The sequence below is a fragment of the Actinomycetospora straminea genome (assembly GCF_028737255.1).
Taxonomy (GTDB): Bacteria; Actinomycetota; Actinomycetes; order Mycobacteriales; family Pseudonocardiaceae; genus Actinomycetospora; species Actinomycetospora straminea.
In genome coordinates this window covers 340,968-360,975 of sequence record NZ_JAQZAN010000002.1, presented here as the reverse complement: position 1 = coordinate 360,975, position 20,008 = coordinate 340,968, and the positions used below count along the sequence as shown (strand labels likewise).

The following is a 20,008-nucleotide window of genomic DNA, read 5'->3' as shown; positions in this document are numbered from 1 at the left end:
CGGGACCGATCCGTCGGCTGTGGCTGACGCTGTTGCTCGCCCTGACGATCTTCGTGCTGCTCACGACCCTCGCGTACGCGACGGGCCTGCTCCGCTGAGGAGCGGGAGCGCCGTCCCGCTCCGGGGGACGTGCGCCGGCACCGGGGTGTCCGCCGGCAGCGCCGGGCAGGTCGTGACGTCGGCGACCCGCGTCTCCAACCGCACCACCCCGGCCCAGCGGTCGTCGCCCGCCGCGACGGCGTCACCGTCGCCGGGCGGGCCGGTGCGGACCTTCACGCTCGCCTCGTCGAGGTCGACGGCGACGACCGCGGTCGCCGCCATCTCCTTGCGGCTGGGCGCCGCCGCGTGCTCCTCCTGGCCCGGCGCGACCTGCGCCACGAGCGCGCGCAGGGCGGCGAGCGCCTCGTCGGGGTCGGTCACCGTCCGCGCGCGGCCCCGCACCACCGCGCTGCGGTAGTTCGCGGAGTGGGTGAACCAGCGGCGGGCGTAGACCAGGCCGTCGATCAGCGTGACCGTGACGCACACCGGCTCGTCGCCGCGCAGGCTCGCCGCGCCGCTGGACCCGTGCAGGTAGAGCGTCTCGCCGACCCGGGCGTGGAGGGTGGGCAGCACGACGGGCTCGCCGTCGACGACGCGGCCGAGGTGCGCGACGAGGGCCTCGTCGAGCACGGCGTGCAGCTCGGCGCGGTCGCTGCGCTGGCGGTCGCGGTGGCGGCGGACCCGCGAGCGGTCGGTGGGGGAGAGCGGGGGTGCGGTCACGACGTCCATCGTCGATGCCGAGGTGGCATCCTCGAACGGCCACTCGGGCGCGAAGTCAGGAGGCCACTCGTGCGGGGTGTGTCGCCGGAGCTCGCGCTCCCGCTCGACCGGGACGCGCCGACCCCGCTCGCCGTGCAGCTCGCGGAGGGCCTGCGCGGGGCGGTGGCGCGCGGGGCGCTGCGGGTCGGCGAGCGCGTGCCCTCGACCCGCGCGCTGGCCACGGAGCTGGGCGTGAGCCGGACGGTCACCGCCGCGGCGTACGACCAGCTCGTCGCCGAGGGCTGGCTCGGCCCCCGCCGTGGCGCCGGCACCTACGTGCTGGCGACGGCCCACGTGCGTGATCTTCTGAGCTATAGCTCAGAAGATCACGCACGCAGCCCCCGGCCGGTCGACCTGCGCCCCGGCGTCCCGTGCCTCGCGGTCCTCGACCGGCGGGCGTGGCGCCGGGCCTGGCGGCGGGCGGGGGACCGGGACCCGACCGCCCGTCCCGAGCACGCGGGGGTGCCCGCCTACCGCGAGGCCGTCGCCCGCCTGCTGCTCCACCACCGCGGGCTGGCCGCCGCGCCCGACGACGTGCTCGCCACCGCGGGCACCACCGACGGCCTCGCGGAGATCGTGACCCTGCTGCGGTGGCGGACCGGGCGCGCGCCCCGCGTCGCGGTCGAGGAGCCCGGCTACCCCCGCGCCAACGCCCTGCTGCGCGCGGCCGGCGCCCAGCCGGTCGGCGTGGGCGTCGACGGCGAGGGCCTGCGGGTCGACGAGGTCCCGGCCGGCGTCGACGCGGTGTACCTGACGCCCGCGCACCAGTACCCGCTCGGCGCCCGCCTGCCCGTCGCCCGGCGCGCCGCGCTCGTGGCGCGCGCCCGGGACGAGGGCCTGCTGCTGCTCGAGGACGACTACGACGGCGAGCTGCGCTACGACGTCGCCCCGTTGCCGCTGCTCGCGGGGCTCGCGCCCGACGTCACCGTGCACCTCGGCACCACCAGCAAGATCCTGACCCCGGACCTCGGTGCGGGCTGGATGGTCGCGCCGCCGGAGGTCCGCGCGGAGGTGCTGGCGCGGCGGCGGGCCACGTCGGTGCGCCCGGCGCCCGCGGGCCAGCAGGTCGTCGCCGCCCTGCACGCCGACGGCGCGCTCGCCCGCCACCTCGCCCGCCTGCGCCGCGAGCTCGCCGCGCGCCGGGCCCGGGTGGTCGACGTCGTCGGGGCGGCGGGGCACACCGTGCGCGGCGACCGGGCCGGCGCGCACCTCGTCGTCCCGCTGCCCGACCGGACGGGCGAGGACGCCGTCCTCGCCGACGCCGCCCGCGGGGGCCTGCTCCTCGTCGGCCTCGCCGAGACCCACCTCGACCCCGACGCCCCGGAGGCCGCGCGCGGGGTGCTCGTCGGCTGGGCGGGGCCGGCGGCGTCGCAGATCGACGGTGCGCTCGCGCGACTCGGGGAGGTGCTGGCGGCCCGTCGGGGAGGAGGATCGGGGGCGTGGCCGAGTCGGAGTCCCTGACCTACGGGCGGTACCTGCACCTCGACGATCTGCTCGGGGCGCAGCACCCCCTCTCGCGTCCCGAGGCGCACGACGAGCTGCTGTTCATCGTCCAGCACCAGACCTCGGAGCTGTGGCTCAAGCTCGCGCTGCACGAGCTCACCGGCGCGTGCGACGACCTGGCCCGCGACGACCTCCCGCTCGCCCTCAAGCGCCTGGCGCGCGTCAAGCACGTCCAGAAGCAGCTCATCGAGCAGTGGTCGGTGCTCGCGACGCTCACGCCGACCGAGTACCAGCAGTTCCGCGGGTTCCTCGGCTCGTCGTCGGGGTTCCAGAGCTACCAGTACCGGGCGGTCGAGTTCCTCCTCGGCGCCAAGGACCCGGCGATGATCGAGGTGCTCGGCACCGACGAGGCGGCCCGGGCCCTGCTCACCGCGACGCTCGAGCGGCCCAGCCTCTACGACGAGTTCCTGCGCCTGCTCGCGCGCCGGGGCCACCCGGTGCCCGCCGACGTGCTCGAGCGCGACGTCCGCACGGCCCACCGGGAGGACGCGCGACTGGTCGAGGTGTTCCGCGCGATCTACGACGACCCGGAGCACCACTGGGACGTCTACGAGGCGTGCGAGGAGCTCGTCGACGTCGAGGACAACCTGCAGCTCTGGCGCTTCCGGCACCTCAAGACCGTGGAGCGCACCATCGGCTTCCGCACCGGCACCGGCGGGACGACGGGCGCCTCGTTCCTGCGCCGCGTCCTCGACCTGACGTTCTTCCCCGAGCTGTACGCGGTCCGCACCGCGCTGTGACCGCCGCGTAGGCTCCGCCGCCATGACGGGCCAGGGAGACCGCCCCCGCGTCGTCGTCCTCTTCGGGGGCCGCAGCAGCGAGCACAGGATCTCGTGCCTGTCGGCCGGCAGCGTGCTCGCCCACCTCGACCGGGACCGCTACGACGTCGTCCCGGTCGGCATCACGCCCGCGGGCGCGTGGGTCCTCGGACCGTCCGACCCCGCCGAGCTGCGCCTGCGCGGCCGCGAGCTCCCCGAGGTGACCTCCGGGCGCCCGGTGGCCCTGCCCGCCGACACGCGCCGCGAGCTCGTCGCCCTCGACGACGGCGCGTCGCTGGGTCGCGTCGACGTCGTCGTGCCCGTGCTGCACGGCCCCGGCGGCGAGGACGGGACCGTGCAGGGCCTGCTCGAGTCGGCCGGCGTCGCCTACGTGGGCGCCGGAGTGCTGGCGAGCGCGGCGTCGATGGACAAGGACGTCACCAAGCGCCTGCTGCGCGACGCCGGGCTCGCCGTCGGCGACGCCGTCGTGCTGACCCCGGACCGCGCGGACCTCACCGACGCCGAGCGCGACCGCCTGGGCCTGCCGGTGTTCGTCAAGCCCGCGCGCGCCGGGTCGTCGGTCGGCATCACCCGGGTCGCGGCGTGGGGCGAGCTCGGCGCGGCGATCGCGACGGCGCGCGCGGAGGACCCGAAGGTCCTGGTGGAGGCCGCGATCGTCGGGCGCGAGATCGAGTGCGGCGTGCTCGAGCACCCCGACGGCCGGCTCGAGGCGAGCGTGCCGGCCGAGATCCGCGTCGTCGGCGGTGACGCCGGCTGGTACGACTTCGACACCAAGTACCTCGACGACGCCTGCGAGCTCGACGTGCCCGCGAAGCTCGACGACGAGGTGGCCGAGGCCGTGCGCACCACGGCGCTCGAGGTGTTCCGGACCATGGGCGTCGAGGGCCTCGCCCGGGTCGACTTCTTCCTGACCGGCGACGGACGCCTGCTGGTCAACGAGCTCAACACCATGCCGGGGTTCACCGCGACCTCGCTCTACCCGCGGATGTGGGCGACGGTCGGGGTCGACTACCCCGCGCTGCTGACGACGCTCGTCGAGACCGCGCTCAACGGCTCACGAGCGAGATCTTGACGCCGCGGGAGACGTCCTGGATCGGGGCGGTGCCGACGCCGTCGGGCACCGTGATCGCGACGTAGACCGCGCGGTCGGTGGTCACCCACGTCCGGCTGCCCGGCACGCCGTCCTCGACCTCGATCCAGTCGACCCCGTTGACCACGGTCATCGAGCCCCCGCCGGACAGGGCCGCCGGCCGCGGGAGCCCGCAGCGCAGGACGACCGGCGCGGCGCCCTCCTCGCCGCCCCACGCCACCGTCGCCGGCGGCACCGGGTCGGCGAGCACGCGGCGCGCCAGCATCCCCTGCTCGGTGGCCATCTCGCCGGGCAGGCCGGAGAGCAGGCGCGAGCAGTCGGCGCTCGCGGCGGCGGGCGTCGGGACCGCGGGCACGCGCAGCCGCACGGTGTCGGCGTCGGGGACGGGCTGGCGCACCAGCACCAGCGACGCCACGAACACCCCGGTCACCACGAGCACGGGCACCGTGAGCACGAGCACCACCAGCACGCGCGGGAGCCGGCGCGCCACCTCGGGCGCGCTGCGCAGGACCACGGTCAGTCGGTCGAGACGACGGGGCAGGTGAGCGTGCGGGTGATCCCGGGGACCTTCTGCACCGCGCCGACGACATCCCGCCCGAGCGTGTCGACGTCATCGGCCTCCGCGGTGACGATGACGTCGTAGGGTCCGGTGACGTCCTGGGCCCGGGTGACACCGTCGATCCCGGCCACGTCCGAGGCGACCGCGGCGGCACGACCCACCTCGGTCTGGATCAGGATGTAGGCCTGGACCACGGACGTGCCTCCTCGGGGGGAACGGGCCGGCGGTGACGTCGGCCAGGGTGGCAGGGAAGGTACCGCAGGGAGACGAGGGGTGAGCCGGACGGCGAACGGGCGCGGGGGACACGGACGAACCGGAGGGTCCACCCGACGGAGCGCGGGCGTGCCGGGCGGCGCAGGGGCCGCCCGGTCGGGCCCGGCTGCCGCCGACACGGCCGCGGAGCTCGGCGAGTTCGGTGTGATCGACCGCATCACCGGCGACCGCTTCCAGCCCGAGCCCACGCTGCTGGGTCCCGGCGACGACGCGGCGCTGGTCGCGGCCCCGGACGGGCGGGTGGTCGCGACGGTGGACACGCTGGTCGAGGGCGTGCACTTCCGGTTCGACTGGTCCGCGCCCGAGCAGGTGGGGCGCAAGGCGGTCGCGGCGAACCTGGCCGACGTCGCGGCGATGGGCGCGGTCCCGACGGCCCTGCTGCTCTCGCTGGCCTGCCCGGGGACGACGAGCACCGAGGTCCTCGACGGCCTCGCGGCCGGGGTGTGGGACGCCGCGGCGGACGCGGGGATCGGCGTGGTCGGGGGCGACACCGTGTCCGCCGACACGATGGTGGTCTCGATCACGGCGCTGGGCGATCTCGAGGGTCGCGCGCCCGTGACCCGCTCGGGAGCGCGCCCGGGCGACGTGGTGGCGGTGCGCGGCGAGCTCGGCTGGTCGGCGGCCGGGATGGCGGTGCTGCGCCGGGGCTTCCGCTCGCCGGTCGCGATGGTCGCCGCCCACCGGACGCCCCGCCCGCCGTGGCGCGAGGGCCCCGTGGCCGCGCGGGCCGGGGCGACCTCGATGATCGACACCTCGGACGGCCTGCTCGCGGACCTCGGGCACGTCGCGGCCGCCTCGCGGGTGCACGTCGACCTCTCCTCGCGCCTGCTGCCCGTGGCCGACAAGCTGCGCGACGTGGCCTCGGCCCTCGGCGGCGACCCGCTGACCTGGGCGTTGACCGGCGGCGAGGACCACGCGCTCGTCGCCACCTTCCCGAGCGAGGACCACGTGCCCGACGGCTGGGTGGCGTGCGGGGAGATCCGCGCCGGCACCGGGGTGACCGTCGACGCCGACCGCTGGGGCGGCGCCGGCGACCCGGGCTGGCGGCACTGGCGCTGACCCCGAGGTGCGTGATCTTCTGAGCCATAGCTCAGGAGATCACGCACGTAGACCCGTCAGCCCATCTCCGGCGGGCGGACGCCGCGGATGGAGGCGTCGACGAGCTGGATCGGGTGGAGCATCGGCAGCTCGCCGTCCAGGTACTTCCGGATCTGCAGCAGGCACCCCGGGTTGGCGGTGACGAGGACGTCGGCGCCGGTGCCCCGGATGTTGTCCGCCTTGCGCCGCCCGAGGTCGCCCGCGGCCTGGGGCTGGAGCATGTTGTAGATCCCCGCCGACCCGCAGCATATCTCCGCCTCGGGCAGCTCGACGAGCTCGACGCCGGGGATCGCGCGCAGCACCCGGCGCGGCTCGGTGCGGATCTTCTGGGCATGCCCGAGGTGGCAGGCGTCGTGGTAGACGACCGTGGCCTCGATCGGGTGCCGGCGCGCCCGCGGGTCGGCGAGGGTCTCGTCGACGACCTCGGAGATGTCGCGCACCTTCGCCGCGAACGCCTGCGCCCGGTCCGCCCACTCCGGGTCGTCGGCGAGCAGCTCGCCGTACTCCTTCATCGACGACCCGCAGCCCGCGACGTTCGTGGCGATCGTGTCGACCCGCGCGCGCTCGAAGGTCGCGATGAGCTTCTTCGCCCGCGCGATCGCCTCCTCCTCGCGCCCCGCGTGCAGCCCCAGCGCCCCGCAGCACGTCTGCTCGCGCGGCGCGATGACGTCCCAGCCCTCGGCGGCGAGCACCCGCACGGTCGCCTCGTTGACCGGGTGGAAGAAGACGTCCTGGACGCAGCCGGTGAGCAGGCCGACCCGCCCGCGGCGGGGACCGACCGCGGGCGTCCGCGCCGGGATGCGCGCGAACGCCTCGCGCACGCTCACCGGCGGCAGCAGCGACTCCATGGCCACCAGCCGCGAGAACCGCTCGGGCAGGCGCGCCATGAGCCTGTCCATGCTCTTCGGCCGCAGCTTCTGGTAGAGCGCGCCGCCGATCGACGCCGCGCGCAGCCGCCGCTTGTAGGGGAACAGCGCGAAGATCGCTTCACGGAAGAGCCGGTCGGAGCGCGAGCGGGCCACGTTGCGCTCGATCTGCGGCCGGGTGGCCTCGAGCAGGCGGTCGTACTGGACGCCCGACGGGCACGCCGTCACGCACGCCATGCAGCCCAGGCAGCGGTCGATGTGCGTCGTGAACGCGCCCTCGAGCGGGATCTCGCCCTTCTCCGCCATCTCCATGAGGTAGATGCGCCCGCGCGGCGAGTCCATCTCCTCGCCCCACAGCGCGTACGTCGGACACGTCGGCAGGCAGAAGCCGCAGTGCACGCAGTCGTCGAGCAGCTCCTGGGCCGGCGGGTGGTGGTCGTCGAACGACCCGAACTCGCCGCCGAGCACGTCGGCGCGCTCGGGGGCGGGCTTCTCGCCGCGCTCGGAGGAGAAGTCGGGCGACGGACCGGTGGTGGGATGGGTGGTCATGCGCTCACTCCGGTCGGTGCGGGGATCCAGGGCGCGAGCCGACCACGGCCCAGGCGCTGGTCGGGGTCGAGGGACGCGGCGACGGCGCGCAGCACGGCCGCCGACGCCGGGGCGGGCCCGAACGCCGGGAGGTCGGCCCCGGCCGGGCGCTGGCGCAGCGAGGACGTGCCGCCGGCGTCGGCGACCCGGCGGTGCGCGGCGGCGACGACGTCGGCGTCGGCCGGGACCGCCACCGTCGCCACGCCGGTGCGCGGGGACGTCGTGACCTCGGCGAGCCCGCCGGTGTCGGCCTCCAGGCCGTCGAGCACGCCGGTCAGCGACGACGGGATGACGCCGAAGCGGAACACGGCACGGTCGGCGGGGCGCGCCCGGACCGACGCCGCGTGCGCCTCCCACGCCGCCTCGGCGTCGTCGGGGGCGAGGAGCTCGCCGCCCACGGCCTCGGCGAGCCGCCGGGCCCGGGTGTCGGCGCCGCGCTCGGAGCCCTCGACGAGGACGAGCAGCCGGTCTCCCCGGTCGGAACCGTGCCACTGGATCGCCGCCGCCTCGACCGGGCTGTCGGCCACGCGCCGGGCGAGGTCCGCCGACGCCGACCGCGCACACGGCACCGCGACGGTGGCCGTGACCTGCGGCGTCGGGTGGAGGCGCAGCACGAGCCGGGCGACGACGCCGAGCGTGCCGTGGGCGCCGTGCAGGACCTTGGTGAGGTCGTAGCCCGCGACGTTCTTGATGACGTGCCCGCCGGAGCGGGCGACGGTGCCGTCGGCGAGGACGATCGTCGCGCCGATGACGAGGTCGCGCAGCGAGCCGTACTGCAGCGCGCGCGGACCGGAGTCGGCGGTGGCGAACAGCCCGCCGAGCGTGGCGCCCTCGGCGGCGCGGGCGGGGTCGACGGCGACGCGCTGGTGGTGCTCGCCCAGCTCCTCCCGGAGCTGCGTGAACGGCGTGCCGGCGCCGACCTCGACGGTCATGTCGCCGGGGTTGTGGGTGACGATCCCGGAGAGTCCCGTGAGGTCGAGGACCGTGTCGGCGGGGGCGGGCGTGCCCGCCCAGTCGGCGGCGGTGCCGGCGCCGGCGAGGCGGATCGTGCCGGGGCGGTCGAGGACGGCGGCGCGCAGCTCGTCGACGGTGGTGGGCGTGACGGTCTCACTCACAGGCGCTCGATCACTCCTGCTTCCTCGAGGGGATGGGGCGCGTACTTGCCGGGCCGCTCGCCGCAGAGCCGGGGCGTCGGGAAGAGCTTGCCGGGGTTGCAGCGCGAGTCCGGGTCGAAGGCGAGCCGGACGCGGTGCATGACGCCGAGGTCCTCGGGGGAGAACATCACCGGCATCGAGCAGGCCTTGTCGGTGCCGATGCCGTGCTCGCCCGACAGCGACCCGCCCAGCTCGACGCACAGCTCGGCGATGTCGGTGGAGAGCTTCTCCGCGGCGTCGTGCTCGCCCGCGGCCTCCGAGTAGAGCACCAGGGGGTGCAGGTTGCCGTCGCCGGCGTGGAAGACGTTGGCGACGCGCAGCCCGGCGTCGCGGCCCATCTCGGCGATGCGCGTGAGCACCTCGGCCAGCCGGGTCCGCGGGACGACGCCGTCCTGGACGATGTAGTCGGGGCTGATCCGCCCGACCGCGGCGAACGCGGCCTTGCGCCCCTTCCACACCTTCTGGCGCTCCTCGGCCTCGGTGGGGACGTGCAGGCGGGTGGCGCCGTGGCGCTCGCAGATCGCGGTGAGGTGCTCGAACTCGGCGTCCACCTCGTCGGCCGGCCCGTCCAGCTCGATGATCAGCGCGGCGGGGGCGTCGACGGTGAGCCCCGCGCCGGTGGCGGCCTCGGAGGCCTCCATCGACAGCGAGTCCATCATCTCCACGGCGGCCGGGATGATCGCCGCGTCGACGATGTCGCCGACGGTGTCACCCGCGGCCTCGATCGACGGGAAGTCCGCCAGCACGGTGCGGACCGCCTCCGGAGTCTGCAGCAGCCGGACGGTCACCTTGGTGCAGATGCCGAGCGTGCCCTCGGAGCCGATGAACAGCCCGCGCAGGTCGGGGCCGGCCTGCTCGCCGGTGGGGCCGCCGAGGGTGACCACCGAGCCGTCGGCGAGCACGACCTCCATCTCGAGGACGTGGTTGGTGGTGAAGCCGTACTTCAGGCAGTGCGCGCCGCCGGAGTTCTCGGCGACGTTGCCGCCGATGGTGCACACCTGCTGGCTCGACGGGTCGGGCGCGTAGTAGAGGCCGTGGGGCTTGGCGGCCTTGGAGATGTCGAGGTTGTAGACGCCGGGCTCGAGCACCGCGCGCCGGTTCTCCACGTCGATCTCGAGGATGCGGCGCAGCTTCTGCAGCGAGATCACGACACCGTCGGCGACGGGCATCGCCCCGCCCGACAGGCCGGTGCCCGCCCCGCGCGCGACGAACGGGACGCCGTGGCGGGCGCAGATCCGGACGCAGGCGGCGACCTCGTCGGCGTCGCGCGGCAGCACCACCAGGGCCGGGACCTGCCGGAACCCGGTCAGCCCGTCGCACTCGTAGCTCCGCCGACCGACCTCGTCGGTGATCACCGAATCGGCGGGCAGGACGTCGCGGAAGTCCCGGGCCAGCTCCGGCCCCACGGGCGCGGGCGGGGTCGCCGCCGCGGGCGCGTCGCTCCCCGTGCCGCCGTGGGGGGCCTCCATCGTCCGCTCGGGCATCACGAGCCTCCTTGCGTGGTGTGCCACGAATCCTCGCGCGTGGTGCGGACCACCGCCACCAGACGGGACGGGTCGGACAGGTCGTCGAGGACGTGCGCGGCCCCCGACGCGACCAGCTCCGCGCGCGTCGCGCTGCCCGTGGCGACGCCCACCGCGACCGCGCCGGCCTCGTGCGCGGCCTCGACGTCGAGCGGGGTGTCGCCGACGACGACCAGCGCCGGCGGGGTGCCGTAGCGGGCGGCGAGGGCCTCGCGGGCCGCCACCACCACGCGCACCCGGGCGCCCGGCCCCTCGCCGTAGCCGCCGAGGTCGACGTCGATGGGCCCGCCGTCCAGGCCCACCGCGGCGAGCTTGGCGCGGGCGCCGGCGCGGACGTTGCCGGTGGTCAGCGTCTGCACCACGCCGGGCTCGGCGGCCAGGGCGGCGACGGTCTCGGGGACGCCGGGCAGCGTGCGCGCGACGGCGTGGAGGTCGCGCGCGCGCCGCGACCAGCCGTCGGCGACCGCGGCGATCATCGCGTGACCGAACCCGTCGCCCCGCGCGAGCACGGCGGCCGCGTCGTCGGGGTCCAGCGCGTCGCGCAGCGCCTCGCCGATGAGCCAGTCGGTGCGGCCGCCCATGGCGACGGCCTCGGCCCGGGCGGGGTGTCCGGTGACGGTGGTGAACGCCTCGAGCAGCACCTCGCGCCCGATCGTCCCGCCGTGCAGCAGGGTCCCGTCGACGTCCCAGCAGACGGCGACCTGGGGGCTCATCAACGCGGGTCCTCCTCGGGCAGGTCGCGCTCGCGGGTCGGGCCGTGGTCCACGACGACGTCGAGCTCGACGACGACGGTCGTGCGCCGGATCGTCGGCGAGGAGCTCGGCAAGATCAAGGACGCCGTGGGCGGGGAGGTCGTCGAGGGCCGCCGGCGCAGCGAGGGCGTCCCCGGCTGCGTCCGGAGCAGCGGAGGACGCCCTCGCTCCCACCTCGCCCCTCGTGCGCCCGCGGACCGCGCTGACCAGGGGCGTCGGCGATGGGCTTCCCGACCCGTGTCCCGGAGACACGGGTCGGGACCGCGGGCCGCCGGAGAGGAGGCGGTTCCCGAGGACGGGCCTTGCCTGGCGAGCTGCCCGGCGGACCCGTGTCCCCGGGACACGCCTCGGCACCGTCGTGCGCCGTGGAGGAGGCGTTCACCCAGGAGACGCCTCGGCGTCCCGGGCGCCCGCCCCGGCCAGGGTCGGCGACCGCGACGACGCCGGCGGGCGCTAGCGTCGCCCGGTCGGGTCCAGCCGCCCGGCCGCACCTCGCTCCCGCGCCCGTCCGGAGGCTCGCACCGTGGCCCGTCCCCTCTCCGAATCCGTCGAGGCCGGGTGGGCCGAGGCGCTCGCGCCGGTGGCGGACACCGTGGCGGCGATGGGCGACTTCCTGCGCACGGAGGTGGCGGAGGGCCGCCGGTACCTGCCGGCGGGACCGAACGTGCTGCGGGCGTTCCAGCAGCCTTTCGACGAGGTGCGGGTGCTGGTCATGGGCCAGGACCCCTACCCGACCCCGGGCCACGCCGTCGGGCTCTCGTTCTCGGTCGCGCCGGACGTGCGGCCGCTGCCGAAGAGCCTCGTCAACATCTTCCGCGAGTACACGAGCGACCTCGGCCACCCGCCGCCGAGCACCGGCGACCTCTCGCCCTGGGCCGCCAACGGGGTGCTGCTGCTCAACAGGGTGCTCACGGTCGGGCCCGGCGCGCCGGGGTCGCACCGCAACAAGGGCTGGGAGAAGGTCACCGAGGCAGCCGTGGCCGCGCTGGTCGCGCGGCCCGACCAGCCGCTCGTCGCGGTGCTGTGGGGGCGGGACGCGCAGACCGTCAAGCCGCTGCTCGGCGAGGACGTCCCGACCGTCGAGTCGGCGCACCCGAGCCCGATGTCGGCCGACCGCGGCTTCTTCGGCTCGCGGCCGTTCAGCCGCGTCGACGAGTACCTGACCGAGCTCGGCGACGAGCCGGTCGACTGGCGCCTGCCCTAGAGGTCAGTACCGGCCCCAGCGGCTGCGTCGCCGGCGCTGCGGCGAGATCATGCTCCAGCTCTGCGGCGGCGTGGTCTCCGGACGGTGGCGCCCGGCGCGGCGGCGCGCGAACACCAGACGCCACAGATCGGACCACCGGCGCCGCGGGCGCGGGGCCACCACCGGCAGGGCGGGGCGGGGGGCGACGACGGGCGCGGCGGACGCGGGCCCCGGCGTGCCGACCGGGAGCGGGCCGGTGGCCGTGGCGGTGGCGGTGCGTGCCGGGGCGGCGACGGGTGCGGCGGACGCCGCGTCGGCCTCCCGGGCCTCGCGGGCCTCGTCCTCTCCGAGGCGCTCGGAGGTGACACGGAGCGGCGCAGGTGTACGCCCGGGTGAACCTGGGCGTCCCGGCTGGCTCACGTGGACCTCCGTTCGTCGCACTCCCCGACGTCGGCGACGACCTCGATCCTGACCGACGTACTGTGCAGATGCAAGAACATCTGCACCGCCGACAGCTGTTGCACGACCAGGGGGAGGTCGCATGACGGAGCAGACGGAGCCGACGAGACCATCCGGAGCACCGCAGCCAGGGGTCCGCGGCACGGTCGCCGACGACATCTCCTGGCGCAAGAGCCGCCGCAGCAACCCGAAGGGCAACTGCGTGGAGGTGGCCCCGCTCCCCGACGGCGGGGTGGCCGTGCGCAACTCGCGCAACCGGGAGGGTCCGGTGCTCGTCTACACGCGCGCGGAGATGACGGCCTTCCTGCTCGGCGCGAAGGACGGTGACTTCGACGACCTCCTCGCCGAGGGCGCCTGACACCACCGGGCGCGCCGGCGAGCCCGCTCTGCCGGGGGGCCGACTGCTAGGGTCGTTCCCCTGACCGGGCGTGCCTCCGTACGCCCGGCGCGGCGAGGCTGGTGGAGGTACCGGCGTGGTCCCACCCCGGGAGCCCGTGGGGTCGGCGGCCGAGCAGGTCCCGGACCGCCCGCGCGACATCCGTGACGCACCCGGCGGCGGCCCGACCGTGCTGCGGATCATGCTCGGCCAGCAGCTGCGCGGCCTGCGCGAGCGGGCCGGGGTGACCCGCGAGGCCGCGGGGGACCGCATCCGCGGCTCCCACGCGAAGATCAGCCGGCTGGAGAACGGGCGCACCGGGTTCAAGGAGCGCGACGTCGGCGACCTGCTGACGCTGTACGGCGTGCACGACGTCGACGAGCGCGACGCCCTGCTCGCGCTGGCGCGGCGGGCCAACGCGCCGGGCTGGTGGCACCAGTACTCCGACCTGCTGCCGCCGTGGTTCGAGACCTACGTCGGGCTCGAGCAGGCCGCGGACCAGATCCGCACCTACGAGCCGCAGTTCGTGCCCGGGCTGCTGCAGACCGAGGCGATGATCCGCCACGTCACCGCGCTGCGGCCCGGCTCGATGCCGGCCGGCGAGCACGAGCGGCGGGTGGAGCTGCGGCTGCGGCGCCAGGAGATCCTCGACGGCGCCGACCCGCCGACGCTGTGGGCCGTGCTCGACGAGGCCGCGCTCCGGCGGCTCACCGGTGGCGTCGAGGTCATGCAGGCCCAGGTCGACCACCTGCTCGAGGTGTCCGAGCAGCGCCACGTCGTGGTGCAGATGGTGCCGTTCGGACACGGCGGGCACGCGGGCGCCGGCGGGCCGTTCAGCATCCTGCGGTTCCCGCGCGAGGCCGGGGTGCCTGACGTGGTCTACCTCGAGCAGCTCACCAGCGCGCTCTACCTCGACAAGCGCTCCGACGTGGACGACTACCTCGCCACGATGGAGCTGCTGTGCGTCCAGGCGCTGCCTCCGGACGAGACCCGGGACGCGCTCCGGACGCTGCGCGACGAGCTCGGCCGCTAGGCCGGCTCAGCGAGCGGACGCGCTCAGCGCGCGATCTTGCCGGCCTTGAGGCACGAGGTGCAGACGTTCATGCGCTTGCGGTTGCCGTTGGCCAGGCGGGTGTGGACGACCTGGACGTTCGGGTTCCAACGGCGGTTCGTGCGCACGTGCGAGTGCGACACCGACTTCCCGAACCCGGGGCCCTTCGCGCACACGTCACAGACGGCACTCACGGCTGAACTCCTCGACACGCTGGTGATCTACGCAGGCGCACGGACACCGGACGGTGGTGCGCACTCCCGACCAGCGTAACCGAGTCCCGCACCGCGCCCGGCCGCCGGGGTCCGCCGCAGATCGTCGGCCGCGCCGCGCGCCGTCGCTGTCGGACCGGGATGACATCCTCGTCGGTGTGGTCGGGATGGACACGTCGCTGCGCACGGCCCTGGGCGACAAGACCGCGCGGCCGCTCGCCCGCCAGCTCGAGCTGGAGACGGTGGGCGACCTGCTGCGCCACTACCCGCGCAAGTACATCGAGCACGCCACGGTCACCCACGCCTCGGAGCGCGAGGACCAGCGGTTCCGCCCCGGCGAGCACGTGACCTTGCTGGGCACCGTCGAGAAGGTCGCGGGCCGGCGGATGCGCCACCGCAAGGGCCACATCGTCGAGGCGTCGGTGGCGGTCGGCGCCCAGCACTTCACCTGCACGTTCTTCAACCAGCCGTACCGCGAGCGCGACCTCTCCGTCGGCACGCGGGCCCTGTTCTCCGGCGACCTGAGCCGCTACCGCGGCGGCTGGCAGCTGGCGGCGCCGGAGTTCATCGTGCTCAACGCGGGGGCCGAGGCGCAGCTGCCGGGCCTCATCCCGATCTACCCGGCGACGCGCAAGCTGCGGTCCTGGGTGATCATGATGGCGGTGCGCCAGGTGCTCGACCTGCTCGACGAGCCCGAGGACCCCCTGCCCGAGACCCTGCGCGCCGCCCACGGGCTCGCGTCCCTCGGCGATGCGCTGCGCCGGGTCCACCTGCCCGACACCCGCGAGGAGCAGCGCGCGGCTCGGCGCCGCCTCGTGTGGGACGAGGCGTTCGGCCTGCAGCTCGCGATGGCGGGGCGGCGCGCGAGCGCCACCACCCGGCCCGCCCCCGCCTGCCCGCGGCGCGACGACGGGCTCGCCGCGGCGTTCGACGCGCGCCTGCCCTTCGCGCTCACCGGGGCCCAGCGCTCGGTGGGGGAGTCGCTGGCCGAGGTGCTCGCCGGCGAGGACCCGCTCAACCGCCTGCTGCAGGGCGACGTCGGCTCGGGCAAGACGGTCGTGGCGCTGCGGGCGATGCTCCAGGTGGTGGACGCCGGCCGGCAGGCGGTGCTGCTCGCGCCCACCGAGGTGCTCGCCGCGCAGCACGCCCGCTCGCTGCAGGCGATGCTCGGGCCGCTGGGTCGCGCGGGCGAGCTGGACGCCGACCCCGAGCACGCCACCCGCGTCACCCTGCTCACCGGCTCGCTGGGCGCGAAGGCCCGGCGCGAGGCGCTGCTCGACGCCCAGTCGGGGGCGGCGGGGATCGTCGTCGGCACCCACGCGGTGATCCAGCAGGGGGTGGGCTTCGCCGACCTCGGGCTGGTGGTCGTCGACGAGCAGCACCGCTTCGGGGTCCACCAGCGCGACGAGCTGCGCTCGCGGCCGGGCCCGACGACGCCGCACGTGCTCGTCATGACGGCGACGCCGATCCCGCGCACGGTGGCGCTGACCCTCTACGGCGACCTCGACACGTCGGTGCTCGACGAGCTGCCGCAGGGCCGCCAGCCCGTCGCCACCACGGCCGTGCCGGCGGGCGTCAAGCCCCGGTGGCTCGAGCGGGCGTGGGAGCGGGTGCGCGAGGAGGTCGCCGCGGGCCACCAGGCCTACGTCGTGTGCCCGCGGATCGGCGAGGAGGGCGGCGAGCCGGGCGAGCCCGAGACGCCGTCCCGCCCGGACGACCTGCTCGATCCCGAGGCCGACGCCGACGACGACTGGGACGGCGGCATCCTGCGCGAGCTGGAGACCGGCCCGGAGGCCGAGCCCGAGGCCCGCCCGCCGCTCGCGGTCACCGACGTCGGGCCGATGCTCGCCGAGGGCCCGCTCGCCGGGCTGCGGCTCGAGATCCTCCACGGCCGCATGCCCACCGACGAGAAGGACGCCGTCATGCGGGCGTTCTCGGACGGCCGGGTCGACGTGCTCGTGGCCACCACGGTGATCGAGGTGGGTGTCGACGTCCCGAACGCCACGATGATGATCATCATGGACGCCGACCGGTTCGGTGTCTCCCAGCTCCACCAGCTGCGCGGGCGCGTGGGACGCGGGGTGGCGGCGTCGTCGTGCCTGCTCGTCACCGAGGCCGCGGAGGGCTCGCCCGCCCTCCAGCGCCTCGAGCGGCTGGCGGCCACCCCCGACGGGTTCGAGGTCTCGCGCATCGACCTCGAGGTGCGCGACGAGGGCGACGTCCTCGGCGCCGAGCAGTCGGGGCGCCGCTCGGGCCTGCACATGCTCTCGGTGCTCAAGCACGGCGACCTCGTGGCCGAGGCCCGCGAGGAGGCGCGCGCGGTGGTCGCCGACGACCCCTCGCTCGCCCGTCACCCGGGACTGGCCGGACTCGTGCGGTCGGTGGTCGGCGAGGCCGAGGCCGCGTTCCTCGATCGGCTGTAGGCACCGGCTCGTCCGGCCGCAGGACGGCGACGAGGCGTGAGCACGCCCGCTCGTCGTCACCGGATCGGGTCAGTCCAGCGCCGAGCGGTCCCGGATCGACCGTCCGCACCAGTGAGCGCGGTGCAATGACCGGTGAGCGCGCTGTGACGGCGTGGCGTGGCCAGTGGGGGTCACGGATCGGTTACGTTTCGGTGGTCGCCAGGCATCAGCGTGGCGGCGCGCTCGGCCGCTTCGTCCGACTCCCCGTCCGGCGGCCTCCCCGGAGCGCACGACCTCCCAGGACGGGGCGGGTGACCGACGTCGAGCCGCAGCTCCCCAGCGGCCCGCCGTCCGCGGACCCCGGCCGTCCCCGCGGCCGAGAGTCCGGCGAGCGCCGCCCGGCGGGCGAGGAGATCGCATGACGGCTGTGCTGCCCGAGATCGCCGAGGGTGCCGCGCCGCGTCCCGCCGGACGCCACCGCGCTCCCGAGGACGCGACGACCGGCTCGATGGGCGTCGTCCCCGCCGACCGTCGTTCCCGCTCCGCCCACGGCCGTCACGGCCGCCCCACCGGCCGCGCCCACGGCTCGGCGAGCAGCCCCGTCTCGCGGGCCGCGCGCACCGCCGGCCTCTCGCTGGCCGCCCTCGGCGCCGTCGCGACCGCCGGCGGGATGGTCACGCACGGCCTCCTGGGCGACGAGGAGCCGCCGGCCACCGGCGAGGTCGCCGCCGCCCCCGAGCTGGCCTCGGCGGCCCTCGCCGTCGCCCCGGCCGCGCCCGCCGTGTCGCCCGGGCACAGCTCGGACGCCGCGACCTCCTCGGTCCTGCCGGTCGTCAGCCCGGCGGCGGCCGCGGCCCCGTCGATCAAGCACGACTCGCCGACCTCGCGTGCGGCGGCCAACTCGCAGGAGACCGAGCGACAGTCGGCGCGCAGCAGCGAGTCGTCCGAGAGCCGCGAGCAGGCGTCCTCGTCCGCCGGCTCCTCGGCCGCGCAGCAGGCCATCTCGTCGGCGCGCGCCCAGCTGGGCGTGCCCTACGTCTGGGGCGGCACGACCCCGGACGGCTTCGACTGCTCCGGGCTGATCCAGTTCGCGTACGAGAAGGCCGGCGTCGAGCTGCCGCGCACCTCGCGCGCCCAGGCGCAGGAGGGTCAGGAGGTCAGCGTCGACAGCATGCGGCCCGGCGACCTGATCTTCTTCAACGAGCCCGTCAGCCACGCCGGCATCTACATCGGCGGCGGCAAGATGATCGAGGCTCCCCGCACGGGCTCCGACGTGAAGATCTCCGAGGTCGAGCGGCGCCTGGACGACGTCAACACGGTGCGGCGCGTCCTCTGACCGGCGCCCGGCCGTGACGTAGAGGAAGGTCCGGGCCCGTCGCCCCGAACGACGGGCCCGGACCATACGGTGGCCGGAGGCTCCCCAGCTCCCACCCACCTGGTCTCGTACGGTGCGGATGCCCGACTGGGGTCGTGACAAACATCCCCCGGCGCGGCCGATCGGTCGTTCTCGCGCGCCGACCGGTCACCCTGCGCGAGTGGCGCGCGTCGTGGTGGCCGTACTGCTGGTGCTCGGGGTGCCGCTGAGCGCGTGTGGGGCGCCGAGCGGTCCCGATCCGTGTGCGCCGATCGTGGCCGGCGGGACGACGCGGGACGTCGACACGGCCGGCACGCGCCTGCACGTGACCCTCGCGGGCCCGCCGGGCGCCCCGGCCGTCGTGCTGCTGCACGGCTTCCCGGAGACGTCGGCGACCTGGCGCGCCGTCGCCGCCGACCTGGCCGCCGACCACCGCGTCGTCGTCCCCGACCTGCGCGGGGCCGGCTGCTCGCGCTTCGCCCCGCCCGGCACCGACGCCTACGCGGCCACGGACCTCGCCACCGACCTCACCGACCTGGCGGACGCCCTGGGCCTGCCCCCGGCGACGGTCGTCGGCCACGACCTGGGCGCGATGACCGCCGTCGCCTGGGCGCGCGCCCGCCCCGAGCACGTGGCGCGCCTCGTGATCTCGGGCGGCGGCGTCCCGGGATACGGGCTCGCGGAGCTCGGGCCGCCGCACCTGAGGACCTTCGGTGACGCCCCGCCCGGCGCGGTGGAGGCCGCCGAACGCCCGCGGCTCCGGGAGTTCCTCGCGGCCTTCACCGGCTCGCCGGCCTTCCCGCTCGACGAGGCCGTCGCCGCCTACGCCCCGCCCGGGCGCCTCGACGCGGCGATGGGTCGCTACCGGGCGCTCGACCGGGACGCGGACGCCCAGCGCGCCGACCCGCGGCCGCTGGCGATGCCCGTGCTCGTCGTCGCGGGCGGGGTCCCGGACCTCAGCGCCGCCACGGTGACGGCGCTGCGCCCCGACCGGCGCGTGGTCGTCGTGCCGGGGGCGGGGCACTACGTGCTGGTCGAGCAGCCGGCGGCGTTCGCGGACGCCGTCCGGGCCGAGGCTCGGTGATCAACGGGGCTTTCGTGCGCGTAGAAGCAGCGAGATACCCGTTCGCTGCAGGATCCTCAGGCGCGCAGGCGATCGCGCAGGTCGCGCGCCCCGCGGACGGCGGCGCGGCGGACGGCGTCGGCGGCCTGGGTGTACTCCGACCCGGGCGGCGGGGCCCCTGTCCCGACGCTGCGCGGGGGAGCGGGGTCGACGGCGCGGGTCTCGCGGGCCGGCGGGGCCTCGTGCCGTGACTGGGCCAGACCCTCGGCGACGCGCTGGGCGTCCTGCCACGCGGTCTCGGCACGGTCGACGGCGGCGGCGAACTCGGCGCGGCGGGGCCCGGCGGGCTCGGTCTCGGTGGCGAGGAACTCGGCGTCGCCCATCGCCTGCACGAAGCGGGCGGTGGCCGGGACGGTGACGTCGGCGAGCGCCGGGCGGGCGGCGACGGCGCGCGGGTCGGCCTCGAACGCGGCGTACTCGGCCTGGAGCGTGGCGAACCGGTCGCGGGCGAGGTGCCAGCGCGCGGCGTCGTGCTCGGCCATGCGCCCGACGCGACCCTGGGGGTGACCGTGCACCACCGTGCGCACGCGGGTGACGCCCCGGCGGACGGCGAGGACGGTGGCGGTGACCGCGGCGACGGCGGCGAGGAAGAGGTCGACGACCGCGGCGAGGAGGGCCACGCCCACACCCTCGATGTCGCCCGCCGCGACCCACACGGCGAGGAAGACCACGGGCGAGAGCAGCGTGAGCAGCGCGGCGAGGCCGAACAGCCACGGGGCGGCGGAACGTCGGGGTCGGTCCACGATGTCCTCCTCCGGGGGTCTGCTCGCCCCTCCTTGATACCGCACCGCCATGACACACGTCGCCCTCACGGGACGGCCCGGTCGCGATAGCCTCCGCCGACCCGGATGCCGGGTGGTGCCGG

20 protein-coding genes are annotated in these 20,008 nt (G+C 76.1%); 10 read left to right on the top strand and 10 right to left on the bottom strand.

The window, feature by feature from the left end:
* Positions 1-60 precede the first annotated feature (60 nt).
* On the bottom strand, positions 61-768 hold the full coding sequence (locus PH190_RS04970) for a pyridoxamine 5'-phosphate oxidase family protein (protein WP_274230374.1): 708 nt from the start codon (positions 766-768) through the stop codon (positions 61-63).
* Between the two features lie 60 nt (positions 769-828).
* Here PH190_RS04970 and pdxR point away from each other — a divergent pair, with 60 nt between their 5' ends.
* The 3 genes from pdxR to PH190_RS04955 are packed head-to-tail and all read left to right on the top strand — an operon-like array spanning position 829 to position 4,152.
* Positions 829-2,259 (top strand): MocR-like pyridoxine biosynthesis transcription factor PdxR, encoded by a 1,431-nt coding sequence (gene pdxR, locus PH190_RS04965; protein WP_274230373.1) that lies wholly within the window; start codon positions 829-831, stop codon positions 2,257-2,259.
* Entirely contained in the window at positions 2,238-3,041 is an 804-nt protein-coding gene (locus tag PH190_RS04960; RefSeq protein WP_274230372.1) for a tryptophan 2,3-dioxygenase, read from the top strand. The genes pdxR and PH190_RS04960 overlap by 22 nt, the downstream gene beginning before the upstream one ends.
* 22 nt (positions 3,042-3,063) lie before the next feature.
* Positions 3,064-4,152, top strand: a complete 1,089-nt coding sequence (locus PH190_RS04955) for a D-alanine--D-alanine ligase family protein (protein WP_274230371.1) — start codon at positions 3,064-3,066, stop codon at positions 4,150-4,152.
* On the opposite strand, the gene PH190_RS04950 is transcribed toward PH190_RS04955, so the two are convergent.
* Positions 4,127-4,684: a DUF3515 domain-containing protein gene (locus PH190_RS04950; RefSeq protein ID WP_274230370.1), complete on the bottom strand. Its 558-nt coding sequence runs from the start codon at positions 4,682-4,684 to the stop codon at positions 4,127-4,129. The genes PH190_RS04955 and PH190_RS04950 overlap by 26 nt on opposite strands.
* 2 nt (positions 4,685-4,686) lie before the next feature.
* Positions 4,687-4,923, bottom strand: a complete 237-nt coding sequence (locus PH190_RS04945) for an Lrp/AsnC ligand binding domain-containing protein (protein ID WP_274198933.1) — start codon at positions 4,921-4,923, stop codon at positions 4,687-4,689.
* A gap of 148 nt (positions 4,924-5,071) precedes the next feature.
* Between PH190_RS04945 and PH190_RS04940 the strand changes: the two genes are divergently transcribed.
* A complete protein-coding gene (locus PH190_RS04940; protein WP_274230369.1) occupies positions 5,072-6,061 on the top strand; it encodes a thiamine-phosphate kinase in 990 nt (329 codons plus the stop codon).
* 56 nt (positions 6,062-6,117) lie between these two features.
* On the opposite strand, the gene PH190_RS04935 is transcribed toward PH190_RS04940, so the two are convergent.
* From PH190_RS04935 to PH190_RS04920, 4 genes are read right to left on the bottom strand one after another with little or no spacing between them, the layout of a single operon-like run.
* Positions 6,118-7,515: a (Fe-S)-binding protein gene (locus tag PH190_RS04935; RefSeq protein WP_274230368.1), complete on the bottom strand. Its 1,398-nt coding sequence runs from the start codon at positions 7,513-7,515 to the stop codon at positions 6,118-6,120.
* On the bottom strand, positions 7,512-8,669 hold the full coding sequence (locus PH190_RS04930; RefSeq protein WP_274230367.1) for an FAD-binding oxidoreductase: 1,158 nt from the start codon (positions 8,667-8,669) through the stop codon (positions 7,512-7,514). The genes PH190_RS04935 and PH190_RS04930 overlap by 4 nt, the downstream gene beginning before the upstream one ends.
* Complete coding sequence (locus PH190_RS04925; protein WP_274230366.1) at positions 8,666-10,192, bottom strand: FAD-binding oxidoreductase; 1,527 nt, start codon at positions 10,190-10,192, stop codon at positions 8,666-8,668. Before PH190_RS04925 ends, PH190_RS04930 begins: the two co-directional genes overlap by 4 nt.
* Positions 10,192-10,944 (bottom strand): HAD family hydrolase, encoded by a 753-nt coding sequence (locus PH190_RS04920; protein ID WP_274230365.1) that lies wholly within the window; start codon positions 10,942-10,944, stop codon positions 10,192-10,194. The genes PH190_RS04925 and PH190_RS04920 overlap by 1 nt, the downstream gene beginning before the upstream one ends.
* Positions 10,945-11,506: 562 nt before the next feature.
* Between PH190_RS04920 and PH190_RS04915 the strand changes: the two genes are divergently transcribed.
* Positions 11,507-12,187, top strand: a complete 681-nt coding sequence (locus PH190_RS04915) for a uracil-DNA glycosylase (protein WP_274230364.1) — start codon at positions 11,507-11,509, stop codon at positions 12,185-12,187.
* 3 nt (positions 12,188-12,190) lie between these two features.
* On the opposite strand, the gene PH190_RS04910 is transcribed toward PH190_RS04915, so the two are convergent.
* Positions 12,191-12,586 carry a hypothetical protein gene (locus PH190_RS04910; RefSeq protein WP_274230363.1) on the bottom strand — a complete coding sequence of 132 codons (396 nt, stop codon included), beginning with the start codon at positions 12,584-12,586 and terminating at the stop codon, positions 12,191-12,193.
* A 121-nt stretch (positions 12,587-12,707) separates the two neighbouring features.
* Between PH190_RS04910 and PH190_RS04905 the strand changes: the two genes are divergently transcribed.
* Both PH190_RS04905 and PH190_RS04900 read left to right on the top strand, forming a co-directional pair.
* On the top strand, positions 12,708-12,983 hold the full coding sequence (locus PH190_RS04905; protein ID WP_274230362.1) for a DUF397 domain-containing protein: 276 nt from the start codon (positions 12,708-12,710) through the stop codon (positions 12,981-12,983).
* 115 nt (positions 12,984-13,098) lie between these two features.
* On the top strand, positions 13,099-14,034 hold the full coding sequence (locus tag PH190_RS04900; protein WP_274230361.1) for a helix-turn-helix domain-containing protein: 936 nt from the start codon (positions 13,099-13,101) through the stop codon (positions 14,032-14,034).
* A gap of 23 nt (positions 14,035-14,057) precedes the next feature.
* Here PH190_RS04900 and rpmB read toward each other — a convergent pair whose 3' ends face one another.
* Positions 14,058-14,246 carry a 50S ribosomal protein L28 gene (gene rpmB, locus PH190_RS04895; protein ID WP_274198923.1) on the bottom strand — a complete coding sequence of 63 codons (189 nt, stop codon included), beginning with the start codon at positions 14,244-14,246 and terminating at the stop codon, positions 14,058-14,060.
* 185 nt (positions 14,247-14,431) lie between these two features.
* Here rpmB and recG point away from each other — a divergent pair, with 185 nt between their 5' ends.
* The 3 genes from recG (at position 14,432) to PH190_RS04880 (ending at position 19,104) form a co-directional block, all read left to right on the top strand.
* The gene (recG, locus tag PH190_RS04890; RefSeq protein ID WP_274230466.1) at positions 14,432-16,687 is read left to right on the top strand and encodes an ATP-dependent DNA helicase RecG; all 2,256 of its coding nucleotides are present in this window, start codon (positions 14,432-14,434) and stop codon (positions 16,685-16,687) included.
* Positions 16,688-17,084: 397 nt separating this feature from the next.
* Entirely contained in the window at positions 17,085-18,002 is a 918-nt protein-coding gene (locus tag PH190_RS04885) for a C40 family peptidase (RefSeq protein WP_274230360.1), read from the top strand.
* Between the two features lie 199 nt (positions 18,003-18,201).
* Positions 18,202-19,104: an alpha/beta fold hydrolase gene (locus tag PH190_RS04880; protein ID WP_274230359.1), complete on the top strand. Its 903-nt coding sequence runs from the start codon at positions 18,202-18,204 to the stop codon at positions 19,102-19,104.
* A 56-nt stretch (positions 19,105-19,160) separates the two neighbouring features.
* Here the strand turns inward: PH190_RS04880 and PH190_RS04875 are convergent, their stop codons facing one another.
* A complete protein-coding gene (locus PH190_RS04875) occupies positions 19,161-19,886 on the bottom strand; it encodes a hypothetical protein (RefSeq protein WP_274230358.1) in 726 nt (241 codons plus the stop codon).
* Between the last annotated feature and the right edge of the window lie 122 nt (positions 19,887-20,008).

Bases quoted from the DNA above. Each gene is read 5' to 3' on its own strand.
- PH190_RS04970 (WP_274230374.1), bottom strand. From the start codon at position 768: ATGGACGTCGTGACCGCACCCCCGCTCTCCCCCACCGACCGCTCGCGG.
- PH190_RS04955 (WP_274230371.1), top strand. From the start codon at position 3,064: ATGACGGGCCAGGGAGACCGCCCCCGCGTCGTCGTCCTCTTCGGGGGC.
- PH190_RS04935 (WP_274230368.1), bottom strand. From the start codon at position 7,515: ATGACCACCCATCCCACCACCGGTCCGTCGCCCGACTTCTCCTCCGAG.
- PH190_RS04925 (WP_274230366.1), bottom strand. From the start codon at position 10,192: ATGCCCGAGCGGACGATGGAGGCCCCCCACGGCGGCACGGGGAGCGAC.
- PH190_RS04920 (WP_274230365.1), bottom strand. From the start codon at position 10,944: ATGAGCCCCCAGGTCGCCGTCTGCTGGGACGTCGACGGGACCCTGCTG.
- PH190_RS04905 (WP_274230362.1), top strand. From the start codon at position 12,708: ATGACGGAGCAGACGGAGCCGACGAGACCATCCGGAGCACCGCAGCCA.
- recG (WP_274230466.1), top strand. From the start codon at position 14,432: ATGGACACGTCGCTGCGCACGGCCCTGGGCGACAAGACCGCGCGGCCG.
- PH190_RS04885 (WP_274230360.1), top strand. From the start codon at position 17,085: ATGACGGCTGTGCTGCCCGAGATCGCCGAGGGTGCCGCGCCGCGTCCC.